Source organism: Sphingobium sp. UBA5915 (genome assembly GCF_002431195.1).
Taxonomy (GTDB): domain Bacteria; phylum Pseudomonadota; class Alphaproteobacteria; order Sphingomonadales; family Sphingomonadaceae; genus Sphingobium; species Sphingobium soli.
Genome location: NZ_DJDV01000026.1, coordinates 1 through 25,345, shown reverse-complemented (window position 1 = coordinate 25,345; position 25,345 = coordinate 1). Strand labels below are relative to the sequence as shown.

The window sequence follows — 25,345 nt, the reverse complement described above, 5'->3', positions numbered from 1 at the left end:
CTTTTTGCACGCCGATTCACACGCCTGGGGAGCGTTCGGCATCAAGAACGGGGTGACCTCACTTGCTGAAATGCGCCGGCGGATTGCGCGCTATCGCCGTGACGATGCGCTGCTCGATCCCCGTACCGATCCGCCCGTCGGGTGCCGCATCCTGACCCAGCCCTTCTTCTGGCCGCGCGAACAATGGCTGCCAGTCCCGGCGAGCTTTGCCCGCAACATTGTCACAGGTAAGCGCTATGGCACTGATGACAGTGAGGGCCGATATCTTTGGGACGCCGTCGCCGACCGCAGCGCTCTCATTGAGACCGACCGGTCCGAGCTTGCTCTGGTGGGGGACGCATCGATCGGGGTCGACCGCTATGGCTCGCCGCAGATGGTGCGGCCGCGACTAGGCCAAGGCGCCTTCCGTCGTGCGGTGACCGATGCCTATGAACGGCGTTGCGCAATATCCGGCGAGAAGACGCTGCCGATCCTCGATGCCGCGCATATACGCAGCTATGGCGATGGCGGCGAACATGATCCGGCTAACGGCCTGCTGTTGCGCACCGACATCCATCGGCTGTTCGATCTCGGCTATGTCACAGTCTCCAATGACCGCCGTTTCGAGGTCAGTCACCGGCTCAAGGCCGATTTCGACAATGGCCGGCACTATTACGACCTGCACGGCGCTGAGGTTCGCGCTCCGCAACGTGGCTACGCCGCACCGGCGGCAGATGCGCTCGCCTGGCACCGCGAGCACCGCTATCTCGGATGAGCAGCCCAGATCCTCTCGACGCCGCGATGCGCCAAGCCGCGATCGCCGAGCTCGACCGGCGTGCTGCCGGGCGTCCGCTCGACAGCGACGATCTCGCGGCGGGGTTCCAGTTCAGGGGCGAGCGCATCCCGTTCGTCAATCCGCAGCGCGGGATCTTCAAGCCGCGGGTCATGAGCTATCTGCTCAGCATCCGCACCGTCTTCCCGCGCACCGGCGCCCGCGTCTGGTACGATGATCAACGCCGCGTCCATGAACAGATCCATGGTGGCGAGGAGCTGATCGACTACGCCTTCATGGGCAGCGATCCCAACGCCGCCGACAATCGCTGGCTAAAGGAAGCCATGGAAGCACAGGTGCCGGTCATCTATTTTCTCGGCATCGCGCCTGGCCGCTATACCGCTATCTATCCGACCTTCATCGCCGACTGGTCGGCCCGGCAAAGATGCCAGTATTGATCTAGGCGATTTCTTCATCCTGCGTGGTCAGCTCGTGTATGTCGCCGAGGTGGGGCAGCCGATCAAGGCTCCCAACGGCCAGTTCGATGCCCGTCTTCGGCTCATTTATTCGAACGGGACCGAGAGCAATCTGTTGCGCTGGTCGCTCCAGCGCGCGCTCTACAAGGATGAGGGGGGGCGGCGCGTGACCGAGCCTAGCGCCGGACCGTTGTTCGCCAAAGCAGTCGAGAGCGAGCCCGCCGAGTTGCCGATCGGCACGCTTTATGTTCTCCGGAGCCAATCGCCCCACCCGGCGGTCGCCGCCCAACGGGAGCTCGTGCATAAGATCGGTATTACGGGGGGATCGGTCGAGGCGCGGATTGCAGGCGCGATGGACGATGCCACCTACCTCCTGGCCGGGGTCGACATTGTAGCGACCTACAAGCTCTACAATGTGAACCGCGTAAAACTCGAGAGGCTGATCCACCGGGTGCTGGATCCCGTGCGGTTCGAAGTTCAGATTCCGGATCGGTTCGGGAAGCTCGTCCGCCCGCGCGAGTGGTTCATGGTGCCGCTTCCGGTGATCGATGAGCTCGTCGCGAGAATTGGCGACGGCTCGATCGTCGGCATGGTCTACGATCCGACGCACGCGGCGCTTGTTCCAGCAGCCCGTTAGCCGCCCCGAGCATCGGCAGCGACCTAAGTCACCGCCGAGCTGGTTTGTTGCTCCAGACATCGTCGAACATCTAGAAGGGCCTCTATTCCGCCGTCGCACATAACCGCCATCGCTGAGCGCCCACAAAACGGTGGCGCTAAGTTCGGCCTGCGCATCCACTGATCGGCACGCGCTGGAACCGGTAGTAGGATGTTGATCGCCTTGAAGATGCCAAGGAGGGTGGAGACGCGCTCGACGACTTGTATGGGCAGGACTTCGACCTGGGCTGCAAGGAGCCTCTCAAGCTCCGTGCGGTCCTGCAGTCCCAGCAGTGCGAGCCGTTCGTCATCGGTGAGCTGCCAGGCCTTCGCCAGCCCTTCGAAAACGCGCATGACCGGGTTGGCGGCATCGGGGATCTGGCCGATCCTATCGTTGGCCATGTGATCCACCACTGCATCTCGAGTCGCTTGGCGAAAGGCTTCCAGGACGAAGGCCGCGAACAGTTCGCCATCACCCGTCTCAATCACCTCAAGGACGGTGGGCGGCTTGCGCCGCCCGGCCACCCATTTCTGAAGCCTCGCGAGGAGTTCGGCTTCAGTCGCCATAGCCGGTGACCTTCCGCCATTCCCTCCACTTGCCGTCGATAATCGTGCGGCCTTCCTCACCGTTGATGAGGGGCATGACGAACGTCGAGAAGCCCGAGCCGGGTCGCACCGTCCGCACCGGGCAGATCAGATGGCAGTGGGGCACACCATGCCCCCAATGCCTTCCGGGCACATGCAGAACGGCAACAGCCGCCACCTCGAGCTGGAGAGCAAGCAGGAGTCCGAAGCCTCGCGACAGCTCCCAGACCTCGTGCAGGCGCATCTCGGAAGGTATGCTGTCTGCCTCCGGAAATTTCAAGGTCATCACGGCTGCAAGGTGCTTGATGGCTCCATCGTCGTTGATGTGAAAGGCCTCGCACATTCGCTGGGGATCGCGAAATTCATCGGGCGCCCCCCGCGGCAGCAGGACATCCCACCGCTCCGCTGTCGGATCGTTCCACTTCGTGCCGACAGCCGGCCTGTCGGTCGGATAGAGGCGCCGACCAATCACATCCTCCAGCCTGCGACGCGGCTGAGATTGACCAGCATCGGCGCCGACCACCCCATAGGAGATGTTCTGCTCCTCGCCGGTGATCGGATCGTAATCGAGGCCTGGCGGTGCGTTGTGCTTCCTGACCGGCATCACAGCACCTCCGTTCCGCGCGTGGCCTTGATGATCTCCTTGGCCGCGCGGCACACGCCGTCGCAGCGCTCCTGCCAGGTGACGAAATCTGGCTCCGCCTCGATATGCAGACCATCAGCGGCCATTCGGACGTGGGCGCCCTTGCGGGACGGCACGAGCCAATGGTCGCCATTCCCCGAATAAAGAATGAGATCGGGGAGCATGATCGTCTGATCGCCGCTCCAGATCACCGCATCCCACAGCACCGGATCCAGAACCTCCGGATGGAGGCCGTGCCGCGCCAGGAGGACGTCGCAGCCCGTTTTCATTGCCGCACGCTCCATCGCCTCGCGGAAGAGCGGATAGGTACAGGGAGTGGCGGCGAGGATCAGTCCAGCCTGGCTGAGGCGGATGGATCCGGCAGGTAGGCCATAAGCGACGGCGCGGCCCATCGGGTGCGGCAGGATTTTTAGAGTGTGGCGCAGGACGCTGGAGGACGTGCGCGAGCCTTCATAGTGCGGTTCGGTATAGTTCATCAGGGAAAACCCTCTTGCTGGAGAGGAGCCGATCCGTTTGATCGGCTCCTAGGCTTCCCTTCGATTTTCATCTCTTCAGGAAGTCGCAGCTTCCCGCTTGTTCATTTGCTCCACTTGTGAGCGGCGAACGCCTGTTCGCCGCGCATCTTCGTCAGGCGGCCTCCCGCCGAGCCACCGGCGCGGGGAAGTAGGGCAGCTCGAGCTTGGCCACCTCACGAGCGAGGCGAGTGAGCGGTGCGCCATCGCCGTATTTGCTGCCGATATCGGGCCTCCAGTGCCCGGTCAGCTGGTCATGGATCTCCTTCGAGATCCCGGCGTCCCGGCACTCGTCCTTGAACTTGTGGCGGAAGCTGTGGAACACGTAGTTGCGTTCATCGATGCCGATCCGGTCGAGATAGCGGTTGGTACGCCGGCTGAGATTGTGCGTCAGCTTCTCGTTGGAATTGAGCTTCACGTCCCGAAACACCCGCTGGTCCGGCTGGCGACCCCGCCGCGCCCACTCCAGGAAGCCGAGCTCGATCAGCTTCGGGTGCAAGGGCACCCGGCGCCTCGAGCTGTCGGTCTTCAGCTCCTGATCATCCCCCAGGTTATCCAGCCAGAGATAGTGGATGCCCTTCTCGGTCCTCACGTCGCTGACAAGGAGCTGGCCGAGCTCCTCGATCCTGGCTCCGGTGGCAGCCGCCAGCAGGAACACCCCGTAGAGATCGTCCGCATAGACCTCCTCGCCCGGCAGGCAGCGCCGGAAATCCGCCTCGCCCGCGCAGCCTGTGAACATGGGCGAGGAAGATCTTGTGCATGTGCGCGTCCGTGAACGGTCGACGCTCCGTCTGGGCGACCACCCGCCCGCGCTTCTCCCCGATCATGCGGATGCGAGCCATCGGGTTTCCGTCCAGATCATATTCTTCCAGGACAGAGGAGATGATCGCCGAAAGGCCGCCGACATACTTCTTGATCGATGCCGGCGAGAGCGCGGGACGGTCCTCGCGTCCGACCCGGTCGAAATGGACGTAGAGATCGTGAAAGGAGAGCCTGCGCTCATCCTTGGTGAGGTACGCCGGGATCGCCATGTGAGCGTCGCGGAAAATCCGGCCATGCCGCGCGGTGACGGCCGTCAGAGGCATGTCGCCGAACAGATCGTGAAACCGATTCACGGCCACCAGATACTCGCCTGCAGTCTGGCTGCTGGGGCCCTGGAACTCCTTCCACAGCTCATAGGCGTCCCGCATGGTGCCGCAGGCCGGCGGCGGCGCTGCCGCCAGCTGGGCAGCCCAGGTGGCCGGCACGACGCTGGTGGGATTCTTGTGAACCTCGGGCTTCAGGAGCTCGGCTAGCAAGGCTTCTGCGAGGAGACGCGATTCGCGGCGGCCGGGCTGCTTGTCGGGCAAACCGGCAAACTCGCGCACTTCGGGAAGGATGATGCTCGCCCGGCTGTAATCTCCGCGTTCGAACTCCTGCCGCAACGCCTCGATCGGATCGGGGAAGGGCATCGCCCGGGCGTCCGCGACCGTCCCGTCGGGGCCGAACTCCACGTCGTCAGCCAGTTGGTTCAGTTTGGCGGTCTGCTCGATCTCGATGTGGCCCGCGACGAAGGCGAGCGCGAAGGCCGCGCGGTCGGACGCCTTCCTGACCGAAGCAGCATCGCGCCGATTCCCGAGCAGGAACTCGGCCGCGATGTCCGCTGCTCGCTCGGCCGTCATCGGCGCGGCGTCCGGCCCGAGGGCGGCGAGGGCGACCTTCTTTCGGGCCTGCCACTTGGCATCTTCGGCCGCGAACAGCTGCTTTGCGGCTTCATAGTCGCGAACGCCGAGCGACTGTTTCCACTCGGACTTGCCGCCGAACTGGCTGCGCAGGGCTTCGGGGATCTCTCGGCGCAGGTAATAGACGCCGTTTTGGTGAACGTAGAGTCCTGGGGTTTTTGTCTTTTTCATACCGTCTCGCTGTACAAGTCTACTGTACAAGCAGCGGTAAAAAAGGGCTGAATCCTGAGATTCCGCGCGCTTCAAGCGTTCTGGTGCCCCCTACGGGAGGGGACGCCAGGCCGAAATGCCGGTTGTTCCCGCTGTCCTAGCCGCCACGAATTCGATGGAGATCCAAGGCAAGAGGAGCATTTGATATCAGCCGCTTCAGCATTTCCAGCTCTGGCGCAGGCGTCCCCCCGACCGCAGTCCGGGATTGTCGCCTGTATCGATTGCTCCGATCATGATGCGTGGATCTACTCACACGCTCGTGCGCTCGCGACAACGCTCGACGTCCCTATTACCCTGCTACAAGTACTTGACGGCGAGGGCTCGACGCGCTCTCGTCCAGACCCGATTGAATGTAACCTCCGGCGGCGCGAAGCCCTGCGCGCCCTCGATCGATGCGCCGCCGCGACCAGCGCACCTCCAACCAAAACCTCCATCGAATTGGCCGAAGGCCAAACCGCGGAGGAAATTTGCCGCTTTGTCCGAGAGTGCGACGACGGCATGGTCGTACTGGGAAGACGAGGCAGGCAAGAGGCCGGTCGCCCGGGCATGGGGGCAACCGTGCACAAGGTGCTCATGCAGACGCCAGCCCCGGTCCTGCTCGTACCGGTAGAGGCCCCGCTTCCGGCAGCGCCCTACAGAAGGGTTGTGGTGCCGCTTGACGGCTCTCGTTGGGCTGAGAGCGTGCTGCCCCTAGCTGTGCGTCTTGCGAAGGCCTCGGAAGCGGAACTCCTGCTCGTCCATGTCGTCCCTACGCCCGAGATGATCGAGGCACGGCCCCTGGAAGTCGAGGACAAGAAGCTTCAACAAGCCCTTATAGAGCGAAATGAGCAAGCAGCACGCAGCTACCTGGATCGAACGAAATCCAACCTCTCGGCGTCCGGTCTACGAATGCGTACGATTTCGATCCGTGGCGAGGATGTACGCGAGGTGCTGTGCGATCTTATTCAGCGCGAGAGGGCCGATATTGCCGTCCTGTCCGCGCGCGGCCACAGCCATCGGCATGTTTCCGACGTACCCTATGGAACGGTCGCCTCCTACCTGATGACGCATTGCAATGTACCAATGCTCGTAACGCCTGCGACAATCCGCTCGGGAAAAGCGCAGATCGCCGTAGGGCATAATTGCCTCCGGCTACCCCTCGCCGCCCAAGCCTGATCATGGCCGATATTGAGGGGACCGACCCTATTTCGGGGGCGGCCGACGAGACCGCCACACGCCATCAGCTGACAGGATTGATCGGTCGCTCAGCGCCTCTTCCCATCTGGGCGCATCTCGACGCCATGAAAGACTGGCTGGCTCGAGCCCGCCAGGCAGCCACGCAAGCCGACCAGCGCGGCAGCGCCGCAGCCGAATGGCTACTCGACAACGACTATCAGATCCAGCGCGCGATCCTGCAAATTGGTGAGGGTCTTCCGAAGGCTTTCTACGCGAAACTTCCCGGTCTTGCTGAAGACGGCCTCAGGCGACCACGCGCCCATCAAGTCGCGCAGTCTCTGCTTCTGGCGTCTCACCTGCAAGTCTCACTGTCCTCGGCTGTCGAATTCGTCGTTCGATATCAGAATAAGATGCCGCTCAGCATAGCTGAAACCTGGGCGATTCCTACGATGCTACGTATCGTTTGTCTTGAAATGATCGTTACGGGTTTCACCCAACTTTTTCCTCAAGTCGCTCCCCCTTTATGGATGGCCCGCCCCTAAACCGAACCGCTATCATCTCGTAGCAGCGGGAGGGATTTAGGAAGGAGCGACGGTCATGGACGTATCGGTTCTTGGAGTAGATCTGGGCAAGAACAGCTGCAGCGTGGTTGGTCTGGATGCAACCGGGAAGGTCGTCGTCCGCCGGCGAATGCGGCGCGAGACGGTCATCGCATATGCAGGCACTCTGCCGCCGTGCGTCGTGGCCATGGAGGCCTGCTGCGGTGCGCATCACATGGGCCGTGCGCTGGAGCGGCAGGGGCATACCATTCGCTTGATGTCACCTGAGTATGTCCGCCCCTACGTCAAGGCCCAGAAGAATGACGACCGCGATGCCGAGGCGATCGCGGAAGCTGCGACACGGCCGACTATGCGATTTGTCGAGCTGAAGTCCGAAGAACAGCTGGACATGCAGACGCTGCATCGCATTCGTGATCAGCTCGTCGGTGAACGCACTTCGCTAATGAACCAGATTCGGAGCCTGCTTCTGGAACGTGGCCACATCGTACCCCAAGGCCGTGCAAAGCTCGCCGTCCGGCTTGCCGAGTTGCTTGACGCAGACGAGCCAGTGCTTGGCTGCCGCATCCACCGGCTTGTAAGTGATATGCGGCAGCGCTGGACCGCACTCGACGAGCGGATCGGCGATCTCGATGCCGAGTTCACCCAAGCGGCGCAGGAGGACGAGCGCACGCGGCGCCTGCTGACCATACCCGGCATCGGGGCGCTTAATGCGACCGCGCTTGTGGCCGCAGTTGGCGATGCCCGCACTTTCGGGCGTGGCCGTGATCTTGCCGCGTGGCTGGGCTTGGTACCACGACAAGCGACAACGGGGGGCAAGCCGCGACTGCTGGGAATCAGCAAGCGCGGTAGCCGTTATCTTCGCAAGATCCTTATCCAGGGAGCGCGTTCGTCGTTACCAACGATGAGCAAGAGTGACACACGCCTTGGCGCCTGGCTGCGCGGTCTGCTTGCGCGCTCCCACGCCAACACCGTCGTGGTCGCCCTGGCTGCCAAGATGGCACGTATAGTCTGGGCGCTGCTCCGCCACGAGCGCACCTTCAATCCGGTTGCGCAAGCGGCCTGAATGAGTTCGGTCGATGCACCTCGCACCGACTGGATGACGTCTGCGGGAGGTAAGTGACAGATGGCCTGACAGTCGACCGGTGTCTTGGAACCCTATGGCGCAAAATGGCACTCGATGCCGGCCCCTTTATGAGGACCAGGACGCGCGGATCTCCATCTTGGCCAACGATCTCGCATCGAAAGGCCGGATACGTTTTCGCAGACTGCTCAGTACATCCAACACAAACCGCTTGCCGACGGGGCGGGCCATACGTTGCACTAACGAACGCCATGGGCAAGGCGCCTGAGGAGATCCGTAGCGCAGCGCATTACATTTCAACCAGCAACGACAAAGATGGCATCGCCGATGCCATCGACGCATTTCTGCTGCCGCTTGTGGGAGGATCATCATGAAGCGACTGGCCGCTTTCGACCTCGACGGAACGCTCGCGCTCAGCAAGCAGCCGCTCGACGATGAAATGGCGGATCTGCTTACCCGCCTGCTCGACGTGACGATGGTAGCGATCATCTCCGGAGGCGACTGGCCGCAATTCGAGAAACAGGTGGTGTCGCGCATGCCCGCCCGGGCGCGGCTCGACAATTTCATCATCCAGCCGACCACGGGCACCAAGCTCTATCGTCACGCCGACGGCCAATGGACGCGTATCTATGCCGATCTGTTCACCGGCGACGAAAGCCAGCGCATCCGCGAAGCACTGACCAAGGCGGTCGAGCAGGCGGGCTATCCAAACGAGAACATCTGGGGCGAGCAGATCGAGGATCGCGGCAGCCAGATCACATTCTCCGCGCTCGGTCAGGAGGCGCCGCTCGAGGCCAAGGACACGTGGGATCCCGATCACGCCAAGCGCAAGAAATTGCAGGCCCTGCTCCAGCCGTTGCTGCCAGGCTTTGCCATCAATATCGGCGGGGCGACATCGATCGACATCACGCGCGAAGGGATAGACAAGGCCTATGGCCTTAAGCGCCTTTCCGAGCAGACCGGCGTCGCGCTCGACGAGATGATCTTCTTCGGTGACGCGATCTTCCCGGGCGGAAATGATTATCCGGCCAAGCACCTCGGGCTGGATACCGTTCGAGTCCGCGACGTTGCCGAAACCAAGTCGGTGGTTGGCGCGATCGCTGCCTGGCTAGTCTAAAAGCGCTACCGCCGATACCTAACCAGTCCCGCTTTCGCGCCCGTACGACCCAGCTTCGCAGCGGTCCCACATTGTGGAGCCGACGGATCGCTTCAATCGTGCCGGAGCTGCTTGACCCCACTACGCCTGGGCGCGTTCTAGGACACTCAGCTGGCCATGTCCGCCATCATCCGACAGCTGGCGGCGCAATCCTTGCAGGTAGCCGAGCAACGCTTGATCCGCTCGCCCACGACGTGGCTCAGGCATTCCCGCGCACATCGTTCGCAGCCGTCAGCGCAGGCGCGACACAGGATGGTATGGAGGGAGGATTCGCGCAGCATCGAGTTGGCGGTCGCCTGGCACAGTTCCGCACAGTCGTTCAGCATGGCGATCAGCGACGCCGTGGCTGACGCGCCGCCTTGCTTCGTCAGCCAGGCGGCGGTCTCCAGGCACATGCGGTGCGAAGCCACGCAATCGTCGATGCAGTCCGTCATCGACATCGCCATCCCTTCCATTCGATGCTGCTGCGCCGCCGCCGGCCCAGCCAGCGTTCCAGCGGCGGCAAGGCCGGCGCCGGCCATCAGCAATTCGCGTCTCTCGATCATCATGCACCTCCCATCTGCTATCCCTTGAGCGCTGCGCCGCGTCCGGCGGCCTCAGCCGTCATAGGCGACCCATCCAACGCCGCAGCACGCGCCTTCTCCCGCGCCATCCGGGTTTCCTCCCAAGGCCAGTGGCCGTTGATCTCGACCCCAAGCGAGATGCTCAGGAAGGTCCGCACCAGCACAAGCCCGGCCAGCACGATGAGATCGTCGAGCGTCGGGTTGATCACCAGCGACTTGACGATGTCGCCGGCGACCAGAAATTCCAAACCGAGCAGGATGCTGCGGCCGAGCGCCGAGCGGAACGCGCTATAGGCCTCGGTCCGGTCGCCCGCCCTCGCCCGCCGCGCAAACAGAAAGGTTGCGAGCCCCGCGCCGACGAGGATGGTCAGCGTGCCCGCCAGTTCCAGGCCGATCACCGCAAGCCGGAAGAAGGCGCTCAGCCAGTCGGCCTCAATGGTGATCATACCAGCCTCGCTTGCGGATATTGTTGAAGCTGTCGGTGGCGTGACAGGCATAGCATTGGTCGACGCGCGCTTTCGATCCGGCTGCGCGCTGCGAGACCATGCTGAAATGCTCCATGAAGTGACTGGGCGGCGCCTTGTGGCACTCGGCGCACTGCGTCGAATTGACCGACGGATGGCGATAATTGGCGATCTTCCAGCTGTCGGTCTTGTGGCAGCTCGCGCAGTCGGTGCCGAACAGGCCCTGGTGCGGATCGCGGAACGCATGGCAGCTCGCGCAATTGAGCGCGGTCTCGGGGGTCAGGCTTCGAATGTTTGTCGACATGCCCGCCAACGGCTGCCGCCACTTCGCCATGTCGAGCAAGGCGGCGTGATCCATGCGGATGATGCCGCGCTCTCCCTCATGTTCGACGTGGCAGGAGGTGCACTGCGTCGCTTTCGCGTGGAACTGAGTCGACTGCTTCGTCCCGAAATCCGTGCCTGCATGGCAGGTGAGACAGGTCCGGGTTTCGACGCCCTTGCCCGGCGTGTGACAGGCCGTGCATTGGCCGGCGAAGGACTGGTGCGCGCTCGAGAGCGGGCCGGGCGAGACGAGCTGCGCCACCAGGCCGGCATCCCTAGGCGCGTCCGATCGCATCCGGATCGCGACCGCGGCGACCATCACCAGCAGGGCTGCGATGAAGACGGCGTAGGAAAGACGCTGCCAGCTCATAGCCAGCGCAGCCCGTAATAGATCGCCGCGCCGACGTGGAGCGCGAGCAGCGCGAAGATGAGACAGCCCAGCAGGATGTGCAGGAACCGCCATCGCGCGAACAGGGTGTTGGTCGCCTCTTCGGCGCGGATCGCGAATTCGGTATCGGCCAGCGCCGCGGCGATCCCCGCCTTGTCCTGGGGGTGCTGGCCCGCGGGCGCATCCCCGGCGACGAACAGATAGCGCTTCCAGCCCGACAGCGGCGCGGCTGCGGTATCGGCCTGCGTCGGCGCCGCCGGCTCCTCGAGGAAGGCGGCGCGAAGCGAGGCCAGTTCCGACCTGCGTCCGCGCAGCGCCCGACCAAGCTGGGCAAGCAGGTAACGGCCGATGAAGCCGGTGATGACCGTCATCAGCAGGAGGACGGTCAGAAGCAGTCCGACCGGGCTTTCGAGCTTGTGCGCGGCGTGGACCAGACCCAGGATCGGCGCCAGCACGCCGGCATAGATGTGGATGGCGAGCAGGGTCGGCTTGCTGACGAGCCGGGAGAGCGCCTTGTCGACCCAGGCGATGTGCTTGGCCGCGACATAGGGAAGCGTCAGCAGCATCAGCACGAGCGCTGCGATCCCGATGATCCCGCCAGCGAGGCTACCCGGAAAGCGGGGCGACACATGCACGAGATAGCCGAACGGGAACAGCAGCAGGAACGCGACCAGCAGGCCCACGGCAATGTCGCTGCGTTCGCGCATCAGGCTTCGACCACGAGCGGCGTGCCCGTCCCCTTCGCCTGGCACGCGAGCACATAGCCTTGCGCCTTGTCGGCGGGCGCAAGGCCGGATTCGACCTCCATCGTCACTTCGCCCTGCAGCAGCTTGACCACGCAGGCGCCGCATGTGCCCGCACGGCATGCATAGGGGATCTCGACGCCCGCGCCCTCGGCCGCCTCCAGCACGGTCTCGTCCGCGGGCAAGGCCGCCGACACCCCCGACACGGAGAAGGTCACCGTGCTCGGCGCCACCTCGGCGCTCGGGGCCGGCTTATCCGCTGGCGGGGGCGCGGGCTTGACCTCGAGATCCTCGTGGTCGGCCGGCAGCGAGGCCGGACCGAACGCCTCGGTGTGCAGCTGCGCTTCGGGGACGCCGAGTTCGGCCAGCACGCCGCGCATCGCGCCCATCATCGCCGGCGGGCCGCACATATGGATGCGCCGGCTCGCGATCTCCGGCACCGCGGCCAGGATCATCTCGCGCGTGATCGGCCCTTCGGGGCCCATCCAGACGGTGCCGGGCGCGCGCTGCATCGCGGCGACGACATGGAGGTTGGGAAAACGGCGTTCGAGCCGCTCGAGCTCGTCGCGGAACACGAATTCCTCGGTCGACCGTGCGCCGTAGAAGAAGAAGATATCACCCTTCCACGCGGTGTCGGTGAGATAGCGCAGCACCGACATCATCGGGGTGATGCCGACCCCGCCCGCGATCAGCACGATGCTCTGGGCATCCGTTCCCGTGAAGGTGAAGGCGCCGAACGGTCCGCTGACCTTCAGCAGATCGTCGGCGACGACCTTGTCGTGCAGGTATCGCGAGACCACGCCCTGCTCCTCGCGCTTGACCGTCAGTTCGACATAGGCCCGCTGGGTCGGCGAAGAGGCGATCGTGTAGGAACGGCGCGCGGTCTTGCCCGCTTCGGGCTCTACCTCGACCTGCAGGAACTGGCCCGGCAGGAAGTCGAACGGCAGCCGGTCGGCGGCCGGGTCCGCGAGCCGGAAGGTCAGCACGCTCGGCGTCTCTCGCACGATCTGGACCACGCGCAGCTGCCCCGCCCAGCTTTTGGGCTTGCGCAGCGAAGCCCCAGCGGGCGCGGCCGCATTGCTCGGCGCGAGCCCGGCGCTGTCGGCAACGGGGGCAGGCGCGGGCGCAACCCTGGTAGCGGGCTGGGCAGCCTTCGGCTCCGGCTTTGTCAATGTCTTGCCGGTGGGGACACCACCGGCGATCGCCCCGATCCGCCGGAGGCGGAAGATCTGCAGCGCGATCAGCGTGGCGCTCACCAGCCCCAGGAAGAGCATGAGAAGCAGGTGCGAGGGCGAGATGCCGAACCAGTGATCGGCATGGCCGGGCGCGGCCTGGTCGATGTCGAGCTGATCGCGCAGCCAGGCAAGCCCGACCTCCCGGGGCGGCTGCAAGCCGCCGATCGCGCCCTGCGCGGCGGTGCCGGACCGGAACAGGTCGGTTCCCTCGCGCAGGCGGCGCGCCGCATCGAGCCGGGCCGAGACCGTGGTTGCACGCGCGCCGTCGGCCGAGGCGGCGTTGATCATCGCTAGGCCCGTGCTTACCCGTTCGCCAGCCTGCGCAGCGACCCGCTGCCTCGCCGCTTCGTCGAGCGCGGGAAAGGCGAGCAGCTGCGAGATGAAGCCGGTCCGGCGCGATTCGTGGCCGTGCTCATTCTCCCCTTCCCCATTGATCATGCGATCCATCATGGGGTTCATCATCTTCGCCATGTCCGACGACCCCGACGATGCCGGTGCGGACATGCCCCCGCCGGCCGGCATGCCTGCGCCATGATGCGCGGCATGATCCTCGCCCTCCTGCGCGCCCGCGCCCGCGGACAGGCTGAGAGCGATTGCGCAGCCGAGGCTCAAGCGTCGAAGGCTGATCCGCCTGGACATCCTCATCCCCTTTTTCAGCGCGCTTACATATCCTTCATCGGCATCGCCGCATTGCCCGGCGCGGGATCGGGTGCCGGCGCGGTCTGGTTGCCGGCCCCGGCGCGCATCGCGTCATGGTCCATCGCCTGACGGTGATGCCGCTCCATCTCGGCCTGGTTGCTCATCGCGTCCATCGGCGCCGCGTCTGCAGCGTTGCCGCTGTCGGTCAGGACCGGGGTGGCGGCGACGCTGTTCGCCGCGGGCGGCACCGTCTGGTCGGCCTGGCGGTCGCAGCCCGAAAGCGCGAGCGCCAGCAACAGGCTTCCGCCGACAAGCGGAAGGGCTTTTTTCGCATGGTCGATCATAGCTTGCTCCTTGGCTTGAAAACTGTGTCCGGGCGCCAGGGCTGGCGCCCGGACCGGATCATTGCGCGTTGCGCAGGATCTGAAGGCACCGGTCGTGCGAGAGGTTCATCGGGTTGCGCCCCTGCCCCTTCATCTCGCCATGATCATGCGGCGTCTGGAGACCCATATTGCCCTCCATCGCCCGGCAACTCTCGACCTGCGCCGAGGTCGGCCGCGTGGTTACACAGGCGCCCAGAAGCAGCGCCGGCGTGAGGACGCCGATCAAACGCATTTTCTTCATAACAAAACCCCTTTCGCTCGTGGTGATCGTTCGTCCTGCGCTGCCTGATGTTTCTTGTTATGCTGCTGGTCTTTCCGCCGCGCCGTCAGGAAGGCGAGGATCGGGCAATCGGAGACGGGCACTTCGCCCGGGCATTCGTCGGCGAGCATCCGCAGCATGTCGCGGATATCGGACAGGCGCTCGAGCCGGGCTTCGGCGTCAGCGATCTTGGCGAGCGTGATATCGAGCACGGCCTGGGCATGCGCGATGTCCGACGCCCTGAGCGCCAGCAACTGCCGGGCCTGTTCGAGTGTGAAGCCAAGCTCCTGCGCCGAGCGGATGAAATTGACGCGCTCGAGGTCGGTCGCGTCGTAGAGCCTGTAGCCCGCCGCCGTGCGCGCGGGTTCGCGCAGCAAACCCATCCGCTCATAATAGCGGATCGTGTCGCGGCCCACGCCCGCAGCGGCGGCCAGTTCGCCGATCTTGAAATTGCCCATGTCATCCGCTCGATCATCATGCCGGTTGGACCATGGTCCAGGGTCAAGCGGTTCGCTTTGACCCCGAACGGTCCGTTGCCGCCGCCAGCCCGCTGCCCCGACGTCTCGCGTCAGGGCAGCTTGTGCCGCCGGGCCACCGGCTCGTCAGTTCTTGCGAAGCTCGACGATGTCGTGCTTGGCAGGCGTGCCGTCGGCGACGGACACGTGCGCGAAGTGATCATCGAAGATATGATCGATCGTCACATGGCCGATGAGCTGGCGGTGATAAGTCGGCGCCACGCCTTTGGACGGACCCGGATGGGTCACAACGCGATAGACCTCGAGCTTCTGGCCGACCTCGGCGCCATCGGCCTTGCCGATGCAGACGACCGTGCCGTTGCTGCCCGTGTCAACGATCGAGCCGCGCATGAAGAAGGTATGTCCGATACCCTGAGCGAATGAAGGGACCGCTGCGAGCATCGAGATGCCGGCGAGCGCAACCATGATGGAGTTCTTGATCATCTTGGACTCCTCTGAGAAGTGTTGAACACTGCCGCTCGATCTCTCGAGGGGAAGACTTTGTTTCTTCGCCTTCAGGAGTATGGTCCCTGGTCCAAGCTCGGTATACGTATTGTTCGCAGCGACTGTCGGTTTGAGTAGATCCCCCGGGACCGTCGTTGATTTGTCCGTACCTCGCCAAACGGATGGCACCTGCCGCCTCCTCGGTGGGCGTCGTCCAGCATTGGTTGCAACTGATCTGTCCGGGTGCGCCCACTTGGTTCCGGGCACCTTTTGCAGATGTGGTGGGTTACGCCGTTTCCCCCCAACCGTGAGGGCTCCGCCTTCACGGTGCGTATTACCTAGGGGCAACAAAGGAGACGATGATGAAAAGATCAGGAATGGCGTTCGCTCCCCTCTTACTGCTGGCCGCCGGCCCGGTCCTCGCCCAGGAGGCCATGCACGGCATGGATCATGGCAAGATGGGCCACTCCGACACGGGCATGATGAAACCGACACCCGCCAATCCATACCCGCGTGCCGAAATGGAGATGCATCGTAAGATGATGTCGGCCGTTGGCACCGATGCGACCGAGACCTGGGCCCGCAAGATGATCGAGCATCACCGCGGCGCGATCGCCATGTCACAGATCGTGCTCCGCGAAACGCGCGACGCCAAGGTTCGCGACATGGCCACCAAGAGCTCTGCCGAACAGCGACGCGAAATCGACGAACTGCAAGCCTGGCTGCGTGAGCATGGCAAGCGGACACAGTGACCGAAGCAGGAACTTGAGATTCGAAAGATGAAGAAGCAGGCGATCGCGGCGCTGGCCGCCATCTTCATGGCGACAGCGGCCAGCTCTGCGACGCCGATCCTCGTGCATCGCGATCCCGGCTGTGGCTGCTGCGAAAAGTGGGCCGCGCAGATCCGCGCACAGTTCAAGCGTTCCGTCACGATCGTCGACGACCGCTCGCGATCTTCCTTCCAGCGCTCGCATGGTGTGCCGCTGCGTCTCGCCTCCTGCCACACCGCCGTGATCGACGGCATGGTGTTCGAGGGGCATGTGCCCATCAATGACATCAAGCGGGTTCTGGCAGTGCGCCCGCGCGGGGTGGCTGGCCTTGCCGTTGCGGGAATGCCTTTGGGATCACCGGGCATGGAGATCCCCAGTCAGCCGGCACAGTCCTATCAGGTGGTAGCATTCGGCCCGTCTGGCCAGCGCGTGTTCGCAAGGCACTGAGGGGAAAGCTCCATTTGTAACTTCGGTTCCAGCGCGCTAGAATAGTCGTTCGTGAAACGCCTGCTCGCGCTTCTGCTCGTCATCGGAGCGCTGTCCGGTCTCTTCGGAGCCCAGATGGCGGCCGCGCACAGCGTGCCTGAGGCGGCAGGCGCGCCGCTGGCCAAGGGCATGGATGCGGACTGCATGGCGATGATGGCCAAGCAGCATCCTGCGCCCAGCGAAAAGCCTTGCAAGGGCCTGACGCTCGATTGCATCGCCGCGATGGGGTGCGTGATCCCGCTGGTCGCAGCTGACCTGACAGGCGGCATTGCGCCTGCGCGTCTCTACGACGCGCCCAGCTTCTGGACGACCGACACGATATTGACCGGCAAGGCGGTTGCGCCCGAGCCGGATCCTCCCACCAGCCTTGCCTGATTGAACGAGCACGGGCTGCGCGCATCGATCGATGCGTGCGCGCCCGGTTTCCTTCTTTTCAGTCAAAGGTTTTCGTGATGATCAAACTGCTTCCGGCCGCCCTTGTGGCGGCCCTCAGTCTCGCCGCGCCTGCGCTTGCAACCGACGCGAGCCGCACGCCGCAAGGCCATTGGGAATGGCGGTCGGCGCCGCAATATGGTCCGCGGGCGACTGGCCCTGCGCGTGTCCGCATATGGGTGCCCGACAGCCGGGACATGGCCAGCTGCGATTGCGCGATGATGCAGGCAAGCGCCGCCGACTGCATGCGCGGCGCAGTCAGGTCGGACAAGGGCTAAACCCGCTCCGGAGCGGCGCGTCACATCTTGGCGCGCCGCCTCTGTCATGAGGGGATGATATCCATGATCATGATGCCGAGGCGCGCTGTGCGACGCCTGTTGCTCTCTATCGGTGCGACGCTTGCGAGCGCCTGGGCCGTGCCGGTGTCGGCCGGCCCGCTCACCTACGAGCAGGCAGTGAGGCTCGCTGCCGCCAACGCGCCAAGCCTCAAGGCGCGCGCGGCGGCGACAGCCGGCGCCCGCTCTTCGGCGGTCGCGGCCGATCGCCTGCCCGATCCGACGCTCGACCTGGGCCTGCAGAACTTCCCGGTGAGCGGCCCCAATGCCGGCAGCTTCACGCGCGACGATTTCACTATGGCGACGATCGGGTTCAGCCAGACCTTCCCCAATCTCGCCAAGCGCCATGCACGCGCCGCGCGCGCCGCGGCCGATATCGGTATCGCCGAGGCGGGCGAGCTGGTCGAAGGCCGCAACGTGCGGCTCGAGACCGCCCTCGCCTGGGTCGATCTCTATTATGGAGAACGCCGGCTCCGGCAGCTCGACCTGCTCGATGCCAGCCTCGACGACCTGCAGAAGACCGTGACCGCACGCCTGGCGTCGGGCAGCGCGCGCCCGAGCCAGGCGCTCGAGCCCGACCAGCTCCGCGCCGCCATCGCCGATCGCCGCGCCGAGATGGCTGCGGTGGTGGCGCAGGCGCGGGCCCGGCTCGCGCGCTATACCGGCGACCCCGACCCGCAGGCGACGGGCGACCCGCCGATGCTCGATGTCGATCCGATCCGGCTGCGGGCCGGGATCGATGCGCTTCCCGCCCTGCGCGCGCAGGACGCGCGGATCGCAGTCGCCGAAGCGGACGTGCGTCTCGCGCGCGCCGACAAGCGCCCCGACTGGAAGGTCGGCGTCACCTATGGCCGGCGCGATCCCATGTACGGCGACATGGCCTCGGTCGGCGTGTCGATCGACCTGCCGCTGTTCGCCGGCAAGCGCCAGAACCCCAGGATCGCTGCAAGCGAGAGCCTTGCGCAAGGGGGTCGGTTCGACCGCGAGGCGATCCGCCGCGAGCTGGTGGCGCAGCTCGACGCCGATCTCGCAGACCATGCCATGCATCTCTCCCGGTTGCGCAATGCCCGCGAGACGCTGGTGCCACTCGCCAGGCACCGCGCCGAGCTCGACCGCGACAGCTATGGCGCCGGCAAGCTCGACCTTGGCGCCGCGCTGCTCACGACGCTCGGGCTCGCGGAGGCCGAGGTCGAGGCGCTCAACCGCGAAGCCGACGTCGCGCGCGACGCGGTCCGCATCACTATCACCTATGGGGAGGAGCGGCCATGACGCTCGATAAATCCGCGCTGCGCTGGGGCGCATCGATCCTGGCTGTCGCGCTGCTGGCCGGCGGCACAGGCTATTGGGCTGGCCATCGCCAGGCACCGCAATCGGAGGCGACCACGCCCGCCGGGGCAGGCAAAGTCCTTTACTGGTACGATCCGATGTTCCCCAACCAGAAGTTCGACAAGCCCGGCAAGTCGCCCTTCATGGATATGCAGCTCGTGCCGCGATACGCGGACGGAGGAAGCGCCGGCGCGGCCCCCACGGTCGCCGTCGATCCCGCCGCGCGGCAGAGCCTGGGATTGCGGGTCGTCGCGGCGAAGATGGGCAGCCTTGCCTCGGCCCTCGAGGTCACCGGCACGATCGACTTCAACCAGCGCGACGTCGCCGTCATCCAGGCGCGTTCGGGCGGGTTCGTGAGCCGCGTCTATGCGCGAGCGCCCGGGGACGTGGTCCGCGCCGGCGCGCCGATCGCGGACCTGCTCCTGCCCGAATGGGGCGGCGCGCAGACCGAATATCTGAGCGTCAGGCGGCTCGGCAAGCCCGACCTCACCGCGGCCGCGCGCCAGCGACTGCGGCTGATGGGCATGTCCGACGGCCTCATCGCCAGCGTCGAGCGGAGCGGACGCCCGAACGGCGTGGTGACGATCACGACGCCGATCTCGGGCACGATCCAGACGCTCGACGCCCGTGCCGGCGTGACGCTCGCCATGGGCCAGACGCTCGCCCAGGTAAGCGGGCTCGGCACCGTCTGGCTCAATGCCGCGGTGCCCGAAGCGCGCGCGGGCGATGTCCGGGTCGGCCAGAATGCCAGCACCACGCTGGCGGGCTTCCCCGGCGAGCGCTTCGCCGGCCGGGTGATCGCGATCCTGCCGACCACGCAGGCCGACAGCCGCACGCTCACCGTGCGGATCGAGCTGCCCAACCGGGACGGCCGGTTGCGGCCGGGCATGTTCGCCAGCGTCGCGCTTGGCGGCGATGCCAAGCCGGCGCTGCTGGTGCCGAGCGAAGCGGTGATCCGCACGGGCAGGCGCACGCTCGTCATGCTGGCCGCAGGCGACGGGCGCTATCATCCCGCCGAGGTCCGCATCGGCCGCGAGGCAGGCGGCGAGACCGAGATCCTTGCCGGCCTGTCGCCCGGCAAGAACGTCGTCGTCTCGGGGCAGTTCCTGATCGATTCCGAGGCGAGCCTGTCGGGAATCGAGGCGCGGCCGATCGGCGGCGGTGCGGCATCGGCGACCATCGCCGCGCCGGCGTCGAAAGCCACGCTGTACGAGACGACGGGCAAGATCGAGCGGATCACGGCCAATTCGGTGACGCTCAGCCACGAGCCCGTTCCCGCGCTCGACTGGCCGGCGATGACGATGACCTTCGCGCTCGCCAATCCGGGCATCGCGCGCGGCTTCAAGGCGGGTGACCGGGTCCGGTTCGGGTTCGACCGGCCCCCGGCGGGACCGACGCTGCGGCATATGGCGAAGGTGGCGGGCCAGTGATCGCCCATCTCATCCGCTGGTCGGTGAGGAACCGCTTCTTCGTCGTGCTCGGCATGCTCGCGCTGGTCGGCGCGGGCCTGTGGGCGGTGCGCTCGACCCCGATCGACGCGCTGCCCGATCTTTCCGACGTGCAGGTCGTGATCCGCACTTCCTATCCGGGTCAGGCGCCGCAGATCGTCGAGAACCAGATCACCTATCCGCTCACCACCACCATGCTGTCGGTGCCCGGCGCCAAGACGGTGCGCGGCTATAGCTTCTTCGGCGACAGCTTCGTCTATGTGATCTTCGAGGACGGCACCGATCTCTACTGGGCGCGCAGCCGCGTGCTCGAATATCTTAACCAGGTCCAGGGTCGGTTGCCGGCCAGCGCCCGCAGCGCGCTCGGGCCGGACGCGACCGGGGTCGGCTGGGTCTATGAATATGCGCTGGTCGACCGCACCGGCCGGCACGATCTCTCGCAGCTTCGCGGGTTGCAGGACTGGTTCCTGCGCTACGAGCTGAAGACCGTGACCGGCGTGGCCGAAGTCGCCAGCATCGGCGGCATGGTCAAGCAGTACCAGGTGCTGCTCGATCCGGTGAAGCTCGCGGCCTACGGCGTAACCCACGCCCAGGCAGTGCAGGCGATCAGCCAAGCCAATCAGGAAGCCGGCGGCTCGGTGCTGGAAATGGCCGAGGCCGAATATATGGTCCGCGCCTCGGGCTATCTGAAAACGCTCGACGATTTCCGGGCAATCCCGCTCAAGACTGCGGCGGGCGGCGTGCCCGTCCGGCTCGGCGATGTCGCCACGATCCAGGTCGGCCCCGAGATGCGGCGCGGCATCGCCGAACTGAACGGCGAAGGCGAGGTCGCCGGCGGCGTCGTTATTCTTCGGTCAGGCAAGAACGCCCGTGAGACCATCGCGGCGGTCAAGGACAAGCTCGCCGATCTCAGGAAAAGCCTGCCGCCGGGCGTCGAGGTGGTCACGGTCTATGACCGCTCGCAGCTGATCGATCGCGCGGTCGAGAACCTCACCCGCAAGCTGGTCGAGGAGTTGATCGTCGTCGCATTGGTCTGCGCCCTGTTCCTCTGGCACGTCCGCTCGGCGCTGGTCGCGATCCTGACCTTGCCGCTCGGTGTGCTGGCCGCGTTCGTCGTAATGCGGTTCCAGGGGGTGAACGCCAACATCATGTCGCTGGGCGGCATCGCCATCGCCATCGGCGCGATGGTGGATGCGGCGGTCGTCATGATCGAGAACGCCCACAAGAGGATCGAACGCTGGGAGCAGGATCACCCGGACAGACATCTCGATGGCGAGATGCGCTGGATCGTCGTCACCGAGGCGGCGGCCGAGGTCGGGCCGGCGCTGTTCTTCAGCCTGCTGATCATCACGCTGTCGTTCATTCCGGTCTTCACCCTGGAGGCGCAGGAAGGCCGGCTGTTCGCGCCGCTCGCCTTCACCAAGACCTATGCGATGGGCGCGGCCGCGATCCTGTCGGTGACCCTGGTGCCGATCCTGATGGGCTGGCTGATCCGGGGCCGCATTCCGGCCGAGCAGGCCAATCCGGTCAATCGCTGGCTCACCAATATCTACCGGCCCGCGATCGACTGGACGATGAAGCGGCCCAAGGCAGTGCTGCTGATCGCGGCTCTGGTGTTCGCCACCACGGCCTGGCCGCTCAGCCGGCTCGGCGGCGAGTTCATGCCCAATCTCGACGAGGGCGACCTGCTCTACATGCCCTCGGCGCTGCCGGGCCTCTCGGCCGCCAAGGCGAGTGAGCTGCTCCAGCAGACCGACCGCCTGATCAAGACCGTGCCCGAAGTCGAAAGCGTGTTCGGCAAGGCCGGCCGCGCCGAGACCGCGACCGATCCCGCGCCGCTCGAAATGTTCGAGACGACGATCCAATTCAAGCCCCGCGACCAGTGGCGGTCGGGCATGACGCCCGAACGCCTTGTCGACGAGCTCGATCGCCGGGTGAAGCTTCCGGGTCTCGCCAATATCTGGGTGCCGCCGATCCGCAACCGCATCGACATGCTCGCGACGGGCATCAAGAGCCCGATCGGGGTCAAGGTGTCGGGCAGTGACCTCGCCGAGCTCGACCGCATCGCGCATGATGTCGAGACCGTGGCCAGGAGCGTGCCCGGCGTCAGCTCGGCGCTCGCCGAGCGGCTGACCGGCGGACGCTATGTCGATGTCGACATAGACCGCGCCGCCGCCGCGCGGTTCGGGCTCAACATCGCCGACGTCCAGGCCATCGTCTCCGGCGCGATCGGCGGCGAGACGATCGGCGAGACGGTCGAGGGCCTCGCCCGCTATCCGATCAGCGTGCGCTATCCGCGCGAATTGCGCGACAGCCTCGAAAGGCTGCGGGCGCTACCGATCCTGACGCCCGCGGGCCAGCAGATCACCTTGGGCACCGTGGCAAACGTCTCGATCGCCGAGGGACCGCCGATGCTCAAGACCGAGAATGCCCGGCCTTCGACCTGGGTCTACGTCGATGTGCGCGGGCGCGATCTTGCCTCGGTGGTCGGCGATCTGCAGCGTGCGGTGGCGAAACAGGTCAGGCTCTCGCCTGGGGTCAGCATCGCTTACTCTGGCCAGTTCGAATATCTCGAGCGCGCGGTCGACCGCTTGAAGCTGGTCGTGCCCGCGACGCTGCTGATCATCTTCGTGCTGCTCTACCTCATCTTCGGCCGCTTCGACGAGGCGGCGCTGATCATGGGGACGCTGCCGTTTGCGCTGACCGGCGGCATCTGGACGCTTTATCTGCTGGGGTTCAACCAGTCGATCGCCACCGGGGTCGGGTTCATCGCGCTCGCCGGCGTCTCCGCCGAGTTCGGGGTGGTGATGCTGATCTATCTCAAGAACGCGCTGGCCGAGCGCGGCGCACATCCGGACGCTGCCGAGGTCGAGGCCGCCGTGCGCGAAGGCGCGCTGCTGCGCGTCCGTCCCAAGGCGATGACGGTGGCGGTGATCCTGGCCGGCCTGCTGCCGATCCTGCTGGGATCAGGCGCGGGTTCGGAGGTCATGAGCCGGATTGCCGCGCCGATGATCGGCGGCATGCTGACCGCGCCCTTGCTCTCAATGTTCGTCCTGCCCGCCGCCTACCTGCTGTTGCGCCGGCCCAAGACCGATCCCATCCCTCAACCCGTTTCATCATGAAGGAGAAGACGATGAACCATGCACGACTGACCATTGCCCTCGGCCTCGCCGCCCTGACTGCCGCGTGCGGCAAGAAGGCGGAGGCCCCCGTTGCGACTGAGACCAACGAGGCGGCGCCCGCCGCGACCATGAGCGGCGACATGGGCAACATGTCGATGGCGCCTGACGCGAACGCCGCGATCAAGGCCAAGGGCCATGGCACCGTCACCGCGATCGACAAGGCGGCAGGCACGATCACGCTCGATCATGGTCCGATCCCGGAGGCCAAGTGGCCCGCGATGACGATGGCGTTCAAGGCCGCGCCGTCGATCACCGATGCGGTCAAGGTCGGCGACAAGGTCGATTTCGACCTCTCGCTCAAGGGCAGCGATGGCGAGGTCACCGCGATCGCAAAGCAGTGATCCGCTAAGTTCGACCGGAAAAAGCTGGTTGCGGCGCCGCTCCCGGGCGGCGACGCCCGTGCCGGCCGTCTGCCTGGCTGTGCGCCCGGTCGACGGTTGCGACCGGCAACGCCCAATGCCAGCGGCGTTTCCCTGCGCGATCACCGACAATTTGAGCACGCTTCGCGGATCGCACATTGAACGTGCAAGCCGCCCTTGCTCGCGATAGCCTGAACGGCAAGGAGCCCAGTTTAGATGACCCAGCCAGTATGACCTTGTTACCCGCGACACATCATGATCTCGTGAGCGAGCTTGTCCGTCGTTGGCGAGACGATCCCGGCGCCACCTATCGCTCCTGGTTTCTGTGGGACGAACGGCTGAAAAACTTCCGCTCCATCCGTCGCGGGCTGCAGCAGGTGGTCGCAGAAATCGAAAGTGGGCGGTTCGGCGTCGCCTATCGCGGCTCGTCACTGGAAACGGTTGTCCACTCGATCGCCGAACAGCGGCAGATCTTCAAGGGCGCCGACCATGCCTGGCTGTGGAAGCCCAAGCTGCGCATTCCAGACATCTACGAAAGCCCGGACAACCAGCGGGCGTTCGGTCGCCTGCTCGACAATTGCTCGTGCTGCGATACCGCCGAGGAGATCATCAGCCACATCCGCAGCATAGACGCGCTCAAGATCAAGGGGCTGGGGCCGGCGGCGGCCAACCTGCTCTATTTCCTTCACCCGACGCTGGTGCCGCCCTTCAATACCGCGATCGTCAAGGGCTACAATGCCGTCACCGGCGCCAAGGTGAAGCTCGGGTCATGGGATCATTTTCTCGCCATGCGCGCCGGCATCCTCGACCTCAACGACCGTTACCGCGAGTTGCTCTCCAACGATCTCGGCGCGATCGGCGGACTGTTGTTCGACATTGGCTCGGGCCGCTATCCCGCGCCACCGCTGGAGGATGACGCAACGGCGGCCGACGACTGGCTCGGCAGATTGGAACATGCCAGAGCGGAGGCAAGCCGGCTCGACAAGACAGCCGCCGCGCAGGGCGAAACCGATCGCACGCACGCCGAAATCCAGGCCTGGCTGCGCGACCTCGGCCATGCCCTCGGTTACGATGTGTGGATCGCCGCCAATGACCGCGGTCGACTTCACGCTGGCTGCCCGCTTGGACAGGGATGCCTCGAGCGCCTTCCAGACGCCATTGCGACCTCTCCCGGAGCGGACTCGATCCGCCTCATCGACGTGTTGTGGCTGGCGAAGGGTGGCGACGGCGTCGCCGCCGCGTTCGAGGTTGAACATTCGACCTCGATCTACTCGGGGATCGTGCGCATGCTCGATCTGGCGCTGTCGGGGAGCGATCTGCACGCTGCCGCCGGGCTATTCCTGGTCGCACCGAATGCGCGCGAGCAGGACGTTCGCGCGCAACTCCGTCGCCCGGCTTTCAGCCGTATTGCCGATCTCGACTTCGCCTATCTGCCCTATGGCGAGCTGGAGAGAAACAGGGACGCGATCGCTCGTTTTGGAACGGGATTGAAGGCCATCAAGGCGATCTCAAGCCCCCTTCCCTGAAAGGGGGCGTTTGCGGGAGGGGG

Annotated in this window: 31 protein-coding genes; 17 read left to right on the top strand and 14 right to left on the bottom strand. The window is 65.4% G+C overall.

Translation table 11 applies throughout. The features are described from left to right. The 3 genes from B2V90_RS04165 to B2V90_RS04155 all read left to right on the top strand — a co-directional run. On the top strand, positions 1-754 hold a 754-nt coding region (locus tag B2V90_RS04165), incomplete at its 5' end, for an HNH endonuclease (RefSeq protein ID WP_293919771.1). Next, on the top strand, positions 751-1,209 hold the full coding sequence (locus B2V90_RS04160) for a hypothetical protein (RefSeq protein WP_293919768.1): 459 nt from the start codon (positions 751-753) through the stop codon (positions 1,207-1,209). The genes B2V90_RS04165 and B2V90_RS04160, both read left to right, overlap by 4 nt. A 34-nt stretch (positions 1,210-1,243) precedes the next feature. Then, positions 1,244-1,864 carry a GIY-YIG nuclease family protein gene (locus tag B2V90_RS04155; RefSeq protein ID WP_293919765.1) on the top strand — a complete coding sequence of 207 codons (621 nt, stop codon included), beginning with the start codon at positions 1,244-1,246 and terminating at the stop codon, positions 1,862-1,864. Between the two features lie 23 nt (positions 1,865-1,887). Here the strand turns inward: B2V90_RS04155 and B2V90_RS04150 are convergent, their stop codons facing one another. The 5 genes from B2V90_RS04150 to B2V90_RS04130 all read right to left on the bottom strand — a co-directional run bounded on the left by B2V90_RS04150 (position 1,888) and on the right by B2V90_RS04130 (position 5,513). Next, positions 1,888-2,448, bottom strand: a complete 561-nt coding sequence (locus B2V90_RS04150; RefSeq protein WP_293919762.1) for a hypothetical protein — start codon at positions 2,446-2,448, stop codon at positions 1,888-1,890. Beyond that, positions 2,438-3,070, bottom strand: coding sequence for a hypothetical protein (locus B2V90_RS04145; RefSeq protein ID WP_293919760.1), 633 nt, complete (start codon positions 3,068-3,070; stop codon positions 2,438-2,440). The genes B2V90_RS04150 and B2V90_RS04145 overlap by 11 nt, the downstream gene beginning before the upstream one ends. Next, on the bottom strand, positions 3,070-3,585 hold the full coding sequence (locus B2V90_RS04140; RefSeq protein ID WP_009824005.1) for a hypothetical protein: 516 nt from the start codon (positions 3,583-3,585) through the stop codon (positions 3,070-3,072). The genes B2V90_RS04145 and B2V90_RS04140 overlap by 1 nt, the downstream gene beginning before the upstream one ends. A 151-nt stretch (positions 3,586-3,736) precedes the next feature. Then, a complete protein-coding gene (locus B2V90_RS04135) occupies positions 3,737-4,279 on the bottom strand; it encodes a site-specific integrase (protein ID WP_293919758.1) in 543 nt (180 codons plus the stop codon). Beyond that, on the bottom strand, positions 4,173-5,513 hold the full coding sequence (locus tag B2V90_RS04130; RefSeq protein ID WP_293919755.1) for a DUF6538 domain-containing protein: 1,341 nt from the start codon (positions 5,511-5,513) through the stop codon (positions 4,173-4,175). Before B2V90_RS04130 ends, B2V90_RS04135 begins: the two co-directional genes overlap by 107 nt. Positions 5,514-5,693: 180 nt before the next feature. Between B2V90_RS04130 and B2V90_RS04125 the strand changes: the two genes are divergently transcribed. The 5 genes from B2V90_RS04125 to B2V90_RS04105 all read left to right on the top strand — a co-directional run bounded on the left by B2V90_RS04125 (position 5,694) and on the right by B2V90_RS04105 (position 9,465). Beyond that, complete coding sequence (locus B2V90_RS04125; RefSeq protein WP_143058618.1) at positions 5,694-6,707, top strand: universal stress protein; 1,014 nt, start codon at positions 5,694-5,696, stop codon at positions 6,705-6,707. 2 nt (positions 6,708-6,709) lie between these two features. Beyond that, a complete protein-coding gene (locus tag B2V90_RS04120; RefSeq protein WP_009824010.1) occupies positions 6,710-7,249 on the top strand; it encodes a hypothetical protein in 540 nt (179 codons plus the stop codon). A 55-nt stretch (positions 7,250-7,304) separates the two neighbouring features. After that, positions 7,305-8,330, top strand: coding sequence for an IS110 family transposase (locus B2V90_RS04115; RefSeq protein WP_009824011.1), 1,026 nt, complete (start codon positions 7,305-7,307; stop codon positions 8,328-8,330). Between the two features lie 269 nt (positions 8,331-8,599). Further along, positions 8,600-8,722: an HAD hydrolase family protein gene (locus B2V90_RS04110; protein WP_009824012.1), complete on the top strand. Its 123-nt coding sequence runs from the start codon at positions 8,600-8,602 to the stop codon at positions 8,720-8,722. Further along, positions 8,719-9,465, top strand: coding sequence for an HAD-IIB family hydrolase (locus B2V90_RS04105; RefSeq protein WP_062788722.1), 747 nt, complete (start codon positions 8,719-8,721; stop codon positions 9,463-9,465). The genes B2V90_RS04110 and B2V90_RS04105 overlap by 4 nt, the downstream gene beginning before the upstream one ends. Positions 9,466-9,611: 146 nt before the next feature. Here the strand turns inward: B2V90_RS04105 and B2V90_RS04100 are convergent, their stop codons facing one another. From B2V90_RS04100 to B2V90_RS04060, 9 genes are all read right to left on the bottom strand, one after another. Continuing rightward, on the bottom strand, positions 9,612-10,052 hold the full coding sequence (locus tag B2V90_RS04100; protein WP_062788721.1) for a four-helix bundle copper-binding protein: 441 nt from the start codon (positions 10,050-10,052) through the stop codon (positions 9,612-9,614). Between the two features lie 14 nt (positions 10,053-10,066). Then, on the bottom strand, positions 10,067-10,513 hold the full coding sequence (locus tag B2V90_RS04095; protein WP_044663289.1) for a DUF1622 domain-containing protein: 447 nt from the start codon (positions 10,511-10,513) through the stop codon (positions 10,067-10,069). After that, positions 10,500-11,222 carry a hypothetical protein gene (locus B2V90_RS04090; RefSeq protein ID WP_043150670.1) on the bottom strand — a complete coding sequence of 241 codons (723 nt, stop codon included), beginning with the start codon at positions 11,220-11,222 and terminating at the stop codon, positions 10,500-10,502. Before B2V90_RS04090 ends, B2V90_RS04095 begins: the two co-directional genes overlap by 14 nt. Continuing rightward, positions 11,219-11,947 (bottom strand): hypothetical protein, encoded by a 729-nt coding sequence (locus B2V90_RS04085; RefSeq protein WP_086491593.1) that lies wholly within the window; start codon positions 11,945-11,947, stop codon positions 11,219-11,221. Before B2V90_RS04085 ends, B2V90_RS04090 begins: the two co-directional genes overlap by 4 nt. Next, positions 11,947-13,857, bottom strand: coding sequence for a 2Fe-2S iron-sulfur cluster-binding protein (locus B2V90_RS04080; protein WP_086491594.1), 1,911 nt, complete (start codon positions 13,855-13,857; stop codon positions 11,947-11,949). Before B2V90_RS04080 ends, B2V90_RS04085 begins: the two co-directional genes overlap by 1 nt. 23 nt (positions 13,858-13,880) lie before the next feature. After that, positions 13,881-14,201 carry a hypothetical protein gene (locus B2V90_RS04075; RefSeq protein WP_007406382.1) on the bottom strand — a complete coding sequence of 107 codons (321 nt, stop codon included), beginning with the start codon at positions 14,199-14,201 and terminating at the stop codon, positions 13,881-13,883. A 58-nt stretch (positions 14,202-14,259) separates the two neighbouring features. Further along, the gene (locus B2V90_RS04070; protein WP_086491595.1) at positions 14,260-14,481 is read right to left on the bottom strand and encodes a hypothetical protein; all 222 of its coding nucleotides are present in this window, start codon (positions 14,479-14,481) and stop codon (positions 14,260-14,262) included. Further along, the gene (locus B2V90_RS04065) at positions 14,478-14,957 is read right to left on the bottom strand and encodes a heavy metal-responsive transcriptional regulator (protein WP_086491596.1); all 480 of its coding nucleotides are present in this window, start codon (positions 14,955-14,957) and stop codon (positions 14,478-14,480) included. Before B2V90_RS04065 ends, B2V90_RS04070 begins: the two co-directional genes overlap by 4 nt. 144 nt (positions 14,958-15,101) lie before the next feature. Further along, positions 15,102-15,458, bottom strand: coding sequence for a hypothetical protein (locus tag B2V90_RS04060; protein ID WP_170172205.1), 357 nt, complete (start codon positions 15,456-15,458; stop codon positions 15,102-15,104). Positions 15,459-15,835: 377 nt separating this feature from the next. On the opposite strand from B2V90_RS04060, the gene B2V90_RS04055 reads away from it, so the two are divergent. The 9 genes from B2V90_RS04055 (at position 15,836) to B2V90_RS04015 (ending at position 25,322) form a co-directional block, all read left to right on the top strand. Next, a complete protein-coding gene (locus B2V90_RS04055; RefSeq protein WP_093067936.1) occupies positions 15,836-16,210 on the top strand; it encodes a DUF305 domain-containing protein in 375 nt (124 codons plus the stop codon). 27 nt (positions 16,211-16,237) lie between these two features. Continuing rightward, positions 16,238-16,675, top strand: a complete 438-nt coding sequence (locus tag B2V90_RS04050; protein ID WP_066708094.1) for a DUF411 domain-containing protein — start codon at positions 16,238-16,240, stop codon at positions 16,673-16,675. 51 nt (positions 16,676-16,726) lie between these two features. Further along, complete coding sequence (locus tag B2V90_RS04045) at positions 16,727-17,089, top strand: hypothetical protein (RefSeq protein WP_293919741.1); 363 nt, start codon at positions 16,727-16,729, stop codon at positions 17,087-17,089. A gap of 77 nt (positions 17,090-17,166) precedes the next feature. After that, the gene (locus B2V90_RS04040) at positions 17,167-17,424 is read left to right on the top strand and encodes a hypothetical protein (protein WP_007683334.1); all 258 of its coding nucleotides are present in this window, start codon (positions 17,167-17,169) and stop codon (positions 17,422-17,424) included. Positions 17,425-17,487: 63 nt separating this feature from the next. Next, the gene (locus B2V90_RS04035; protein WP_013039107.1) at positions 17,488-18,750 is read left to right on the top strand and encodes a TolC family protein; all 1,263 of its coding nucleotides are present in this window, start codon (positions 17,488-17,490) and stop codon (positions 18,748-18,750) included. After that, on the top strand, positions 18,747-20,237 hold the full coding sequence (locus tag B2V90_RS04030; protein ID WP_086491598.1) for an efflux RND transporter periplasmic adaptor subunit: 1,491 nt from the start codon (positions 18,747-18,749) through the stop codon (positions 20,235-20,237). The genes B2V90_RS04035 and B2V90_RS04030 overlap by 4 nt, the downstream gene beginning before the upstream one ends. Further along, a complete protein-coding gene (locus B2V90_RS04025) occupies positions 20,234-23,377 on the top strand; it encodes an efflux RND transporter permease subunit (RefSeq protein ID WP_086491599.1) in 3,144 nt (1,047 codons plus the stop codon). Before B2V90_RS04030 ends, B2V90_RS04025 begins: the two co-directional genes overlap by 4 nt. Positions 23,378-23,388: 11 nt before the next feature. Next, positions 23,389-23,778 (top strand): copper-binding protein, encoded by a 390-nt coding sequence (locus B2V90_RS04020; RefSeq protein WP_007683329.1) that lies wholly within the window; start codon positions 23,389-23,391, stop codon positions 23,776-23,778. A 248-nt stretch (positions 23,779-24,026) separates the two neighbouring features. Next, a complete protein-coding gene (locus tag B2V90_RS04015) occupies positions 24,027-25,322 on the top strand; it encodes a hypothetical protein (protein ID WP_013039108.1) in 1,296 nt (431 codons plus the stop codon). Positions 25,323-25,345 lie beyond the last annotated feature (23 nt).

Coding starts and splice junctions, on each gene's coding strand:
- B2V90_RS04160 (WP_293919768.1), top strand. CDS start 751: ATGAGCAGCCCAGATCCTCTCGACGCCGCGATGCGCCAAGCCGCGATC.
- B2V90_RS04150 (WP_293919762.1), bottom strand. CDS start 2,448: ATGGCGACTGAAGCCGAACTCCTCGCGAGGCTTCAGAAATGGGTGGCC.
- B2V90_RS04145 (WP_293919760.1), bottom strand. CDS start 3,070: ATGCCGGTCAGGAAGCACAACGCACCGCCAGGCCTCGATTACGATCCG.
- B2V90_RS04140 (WP_009824005.1), bottom strand. CDS start 3,585: ATGAACTATACCGAACCGCACTATGAAGGCTCGCGCACGTCCTCCAGC.
- B2V90_RS04130 (WP_293919755.1), bottom strand. CDS start 5,513: ATGAAAAAGACAAAAACCCCAGGACTCTACGTTCACCAAAACGGCGTC.
- B2V90_RS04120 (WP_009824010.1), top strand. CDS start 6,710: ATGGCCGATATTGAGGGGACCGACCCTATTTCGGGGGCGGCCGACGAG.
- B2V90_RS04115 (WP_009824011.1), top strand. CDS start 7,305: ATGGACGTATCGGTTCTTGGAGTAGATCTGGGCAAGAACAGCTGCAGC.
- B2V90_RS04110 (WP_009824012.1), top strand. CDS start 8,600: ATGGGCAAGGCGCCTGAGGAGATCCGTAGCGCAGCGCATTACATTTCA.
- B2V90_RS04105 (WP_062788722.1), top strand. CDS start 8,719: ATGAAGCGACTGGCCGCTTTCGACCTCGACGGAACGCTCGCGCTCAGC.
- B2V90_RS04100 (WP_062788721.1), bottom strand. CDS start 10,052: ATGATGATCGAGAGACGCGAATTGCTGATGGCCGGCGCCGGCCTTGCC.
- B2V90_RS04095 (WP_044663289.1), bottom strand. CDS start 10,513: ATGATCACCATTGAGGCCGACTGGCTGAGCGCCTTCTTCCGGCTTGCG.
- B2V90_RS04090 (WP_043150670.1), bottom strand. CDS start 11,222: ATGAGCTGGCAGCGTCTTTCCTACGCCGTCTTCATCGCAGCCCTGCTG.
- B2V90_RS04085 (WP_086491593.1), bottom strand. CDS start 11,947: ATGCGCGAACGCAGCGACATTGCCGTGGGCCTGCTGGTCGCGTTCCTG.
- B2V90_RS04080 (WP_086491594.1), bottom strand. CDS start 13,857: ATGTCCAGGCGGATCAGCCTTCGACGCTTGAGCCTCGGCTGCGCAATC.
- B2V90_RS04075 (WP_007406382.1), bottom strand. CDS start 14,201: ATGATCGACCATGCGAAAAAAGCCCTTCCGCTTGTCGGCGGAAGCCTG.
- B2V90_RS04070 (WP_086491595.1), bottom strand. CDS start 14,481: ATGAAGAAAATGCGTTTGATCGGCGTCCTCACGCCGGCGCTGCTTCTG.
- B2V90_RS04065 (WP_086491596.1), bottom strand. CDS start 14,957: ATGGGCAATTTCAAGATCGGCGAACTGGCCGCCGCTGCGGGCGTGGGC.
- B2V90_RS04060 (WP_170172205.1), bottom strand. CDS start 15,458: ATGATCAAGAACTCCATCATGGTTGCGCTCGCCGGCATCTCGATGCTC.
- B2V90_RS04055 (WP_093067936.1), top strand. CDS start 15,836: ATGGCGTTCGCTCCCCTCTTACTGCTGGCCGCCGGCCCGGTCCTCGCC.
- B2V90_RS04050 (WP_066708094.1), top strand. CDS start 16,238: ATGAAGAAGCAGGCGATCGCGGCGCTGGCCGCCATCTTCATGGCGACA.
- B2V90_RS04040 (WP_007683334.1), top strand. CDS start 17,167: ATGATCAAACTGCTTCCGGCCGCCCTTGTGGCGGCCCTCAGTCTCGCC.
- B2V90_RS04035 (WP_013039107.1), top strand. CDS start 17,488: ATGATCATGATGCCGAGGCGCGCTGTGCGACGCCTGTTGCTCTCTATC.
- B2V90_RS04030 (WP_086491598.1), top strand. CDS start 18,747: ATGACGCTCGATAAATCCGCGCTGCGCTGGGGCGCATCGATCCTGGCT.
- B2V90_RS04020 (WP_007683329.1), top strand. CDS start 23,389: ATGAACCATGCACGACTGACCATTGCCCTCGGCCTCGCCGCCCTGACT.
- B2V90_RS04015 (WP_013039108.1), top strand. CDS start 24,027: ATGACCTTGTTACCCGCGACACATCATGATCTCGTGAGCGAGCTTGTC.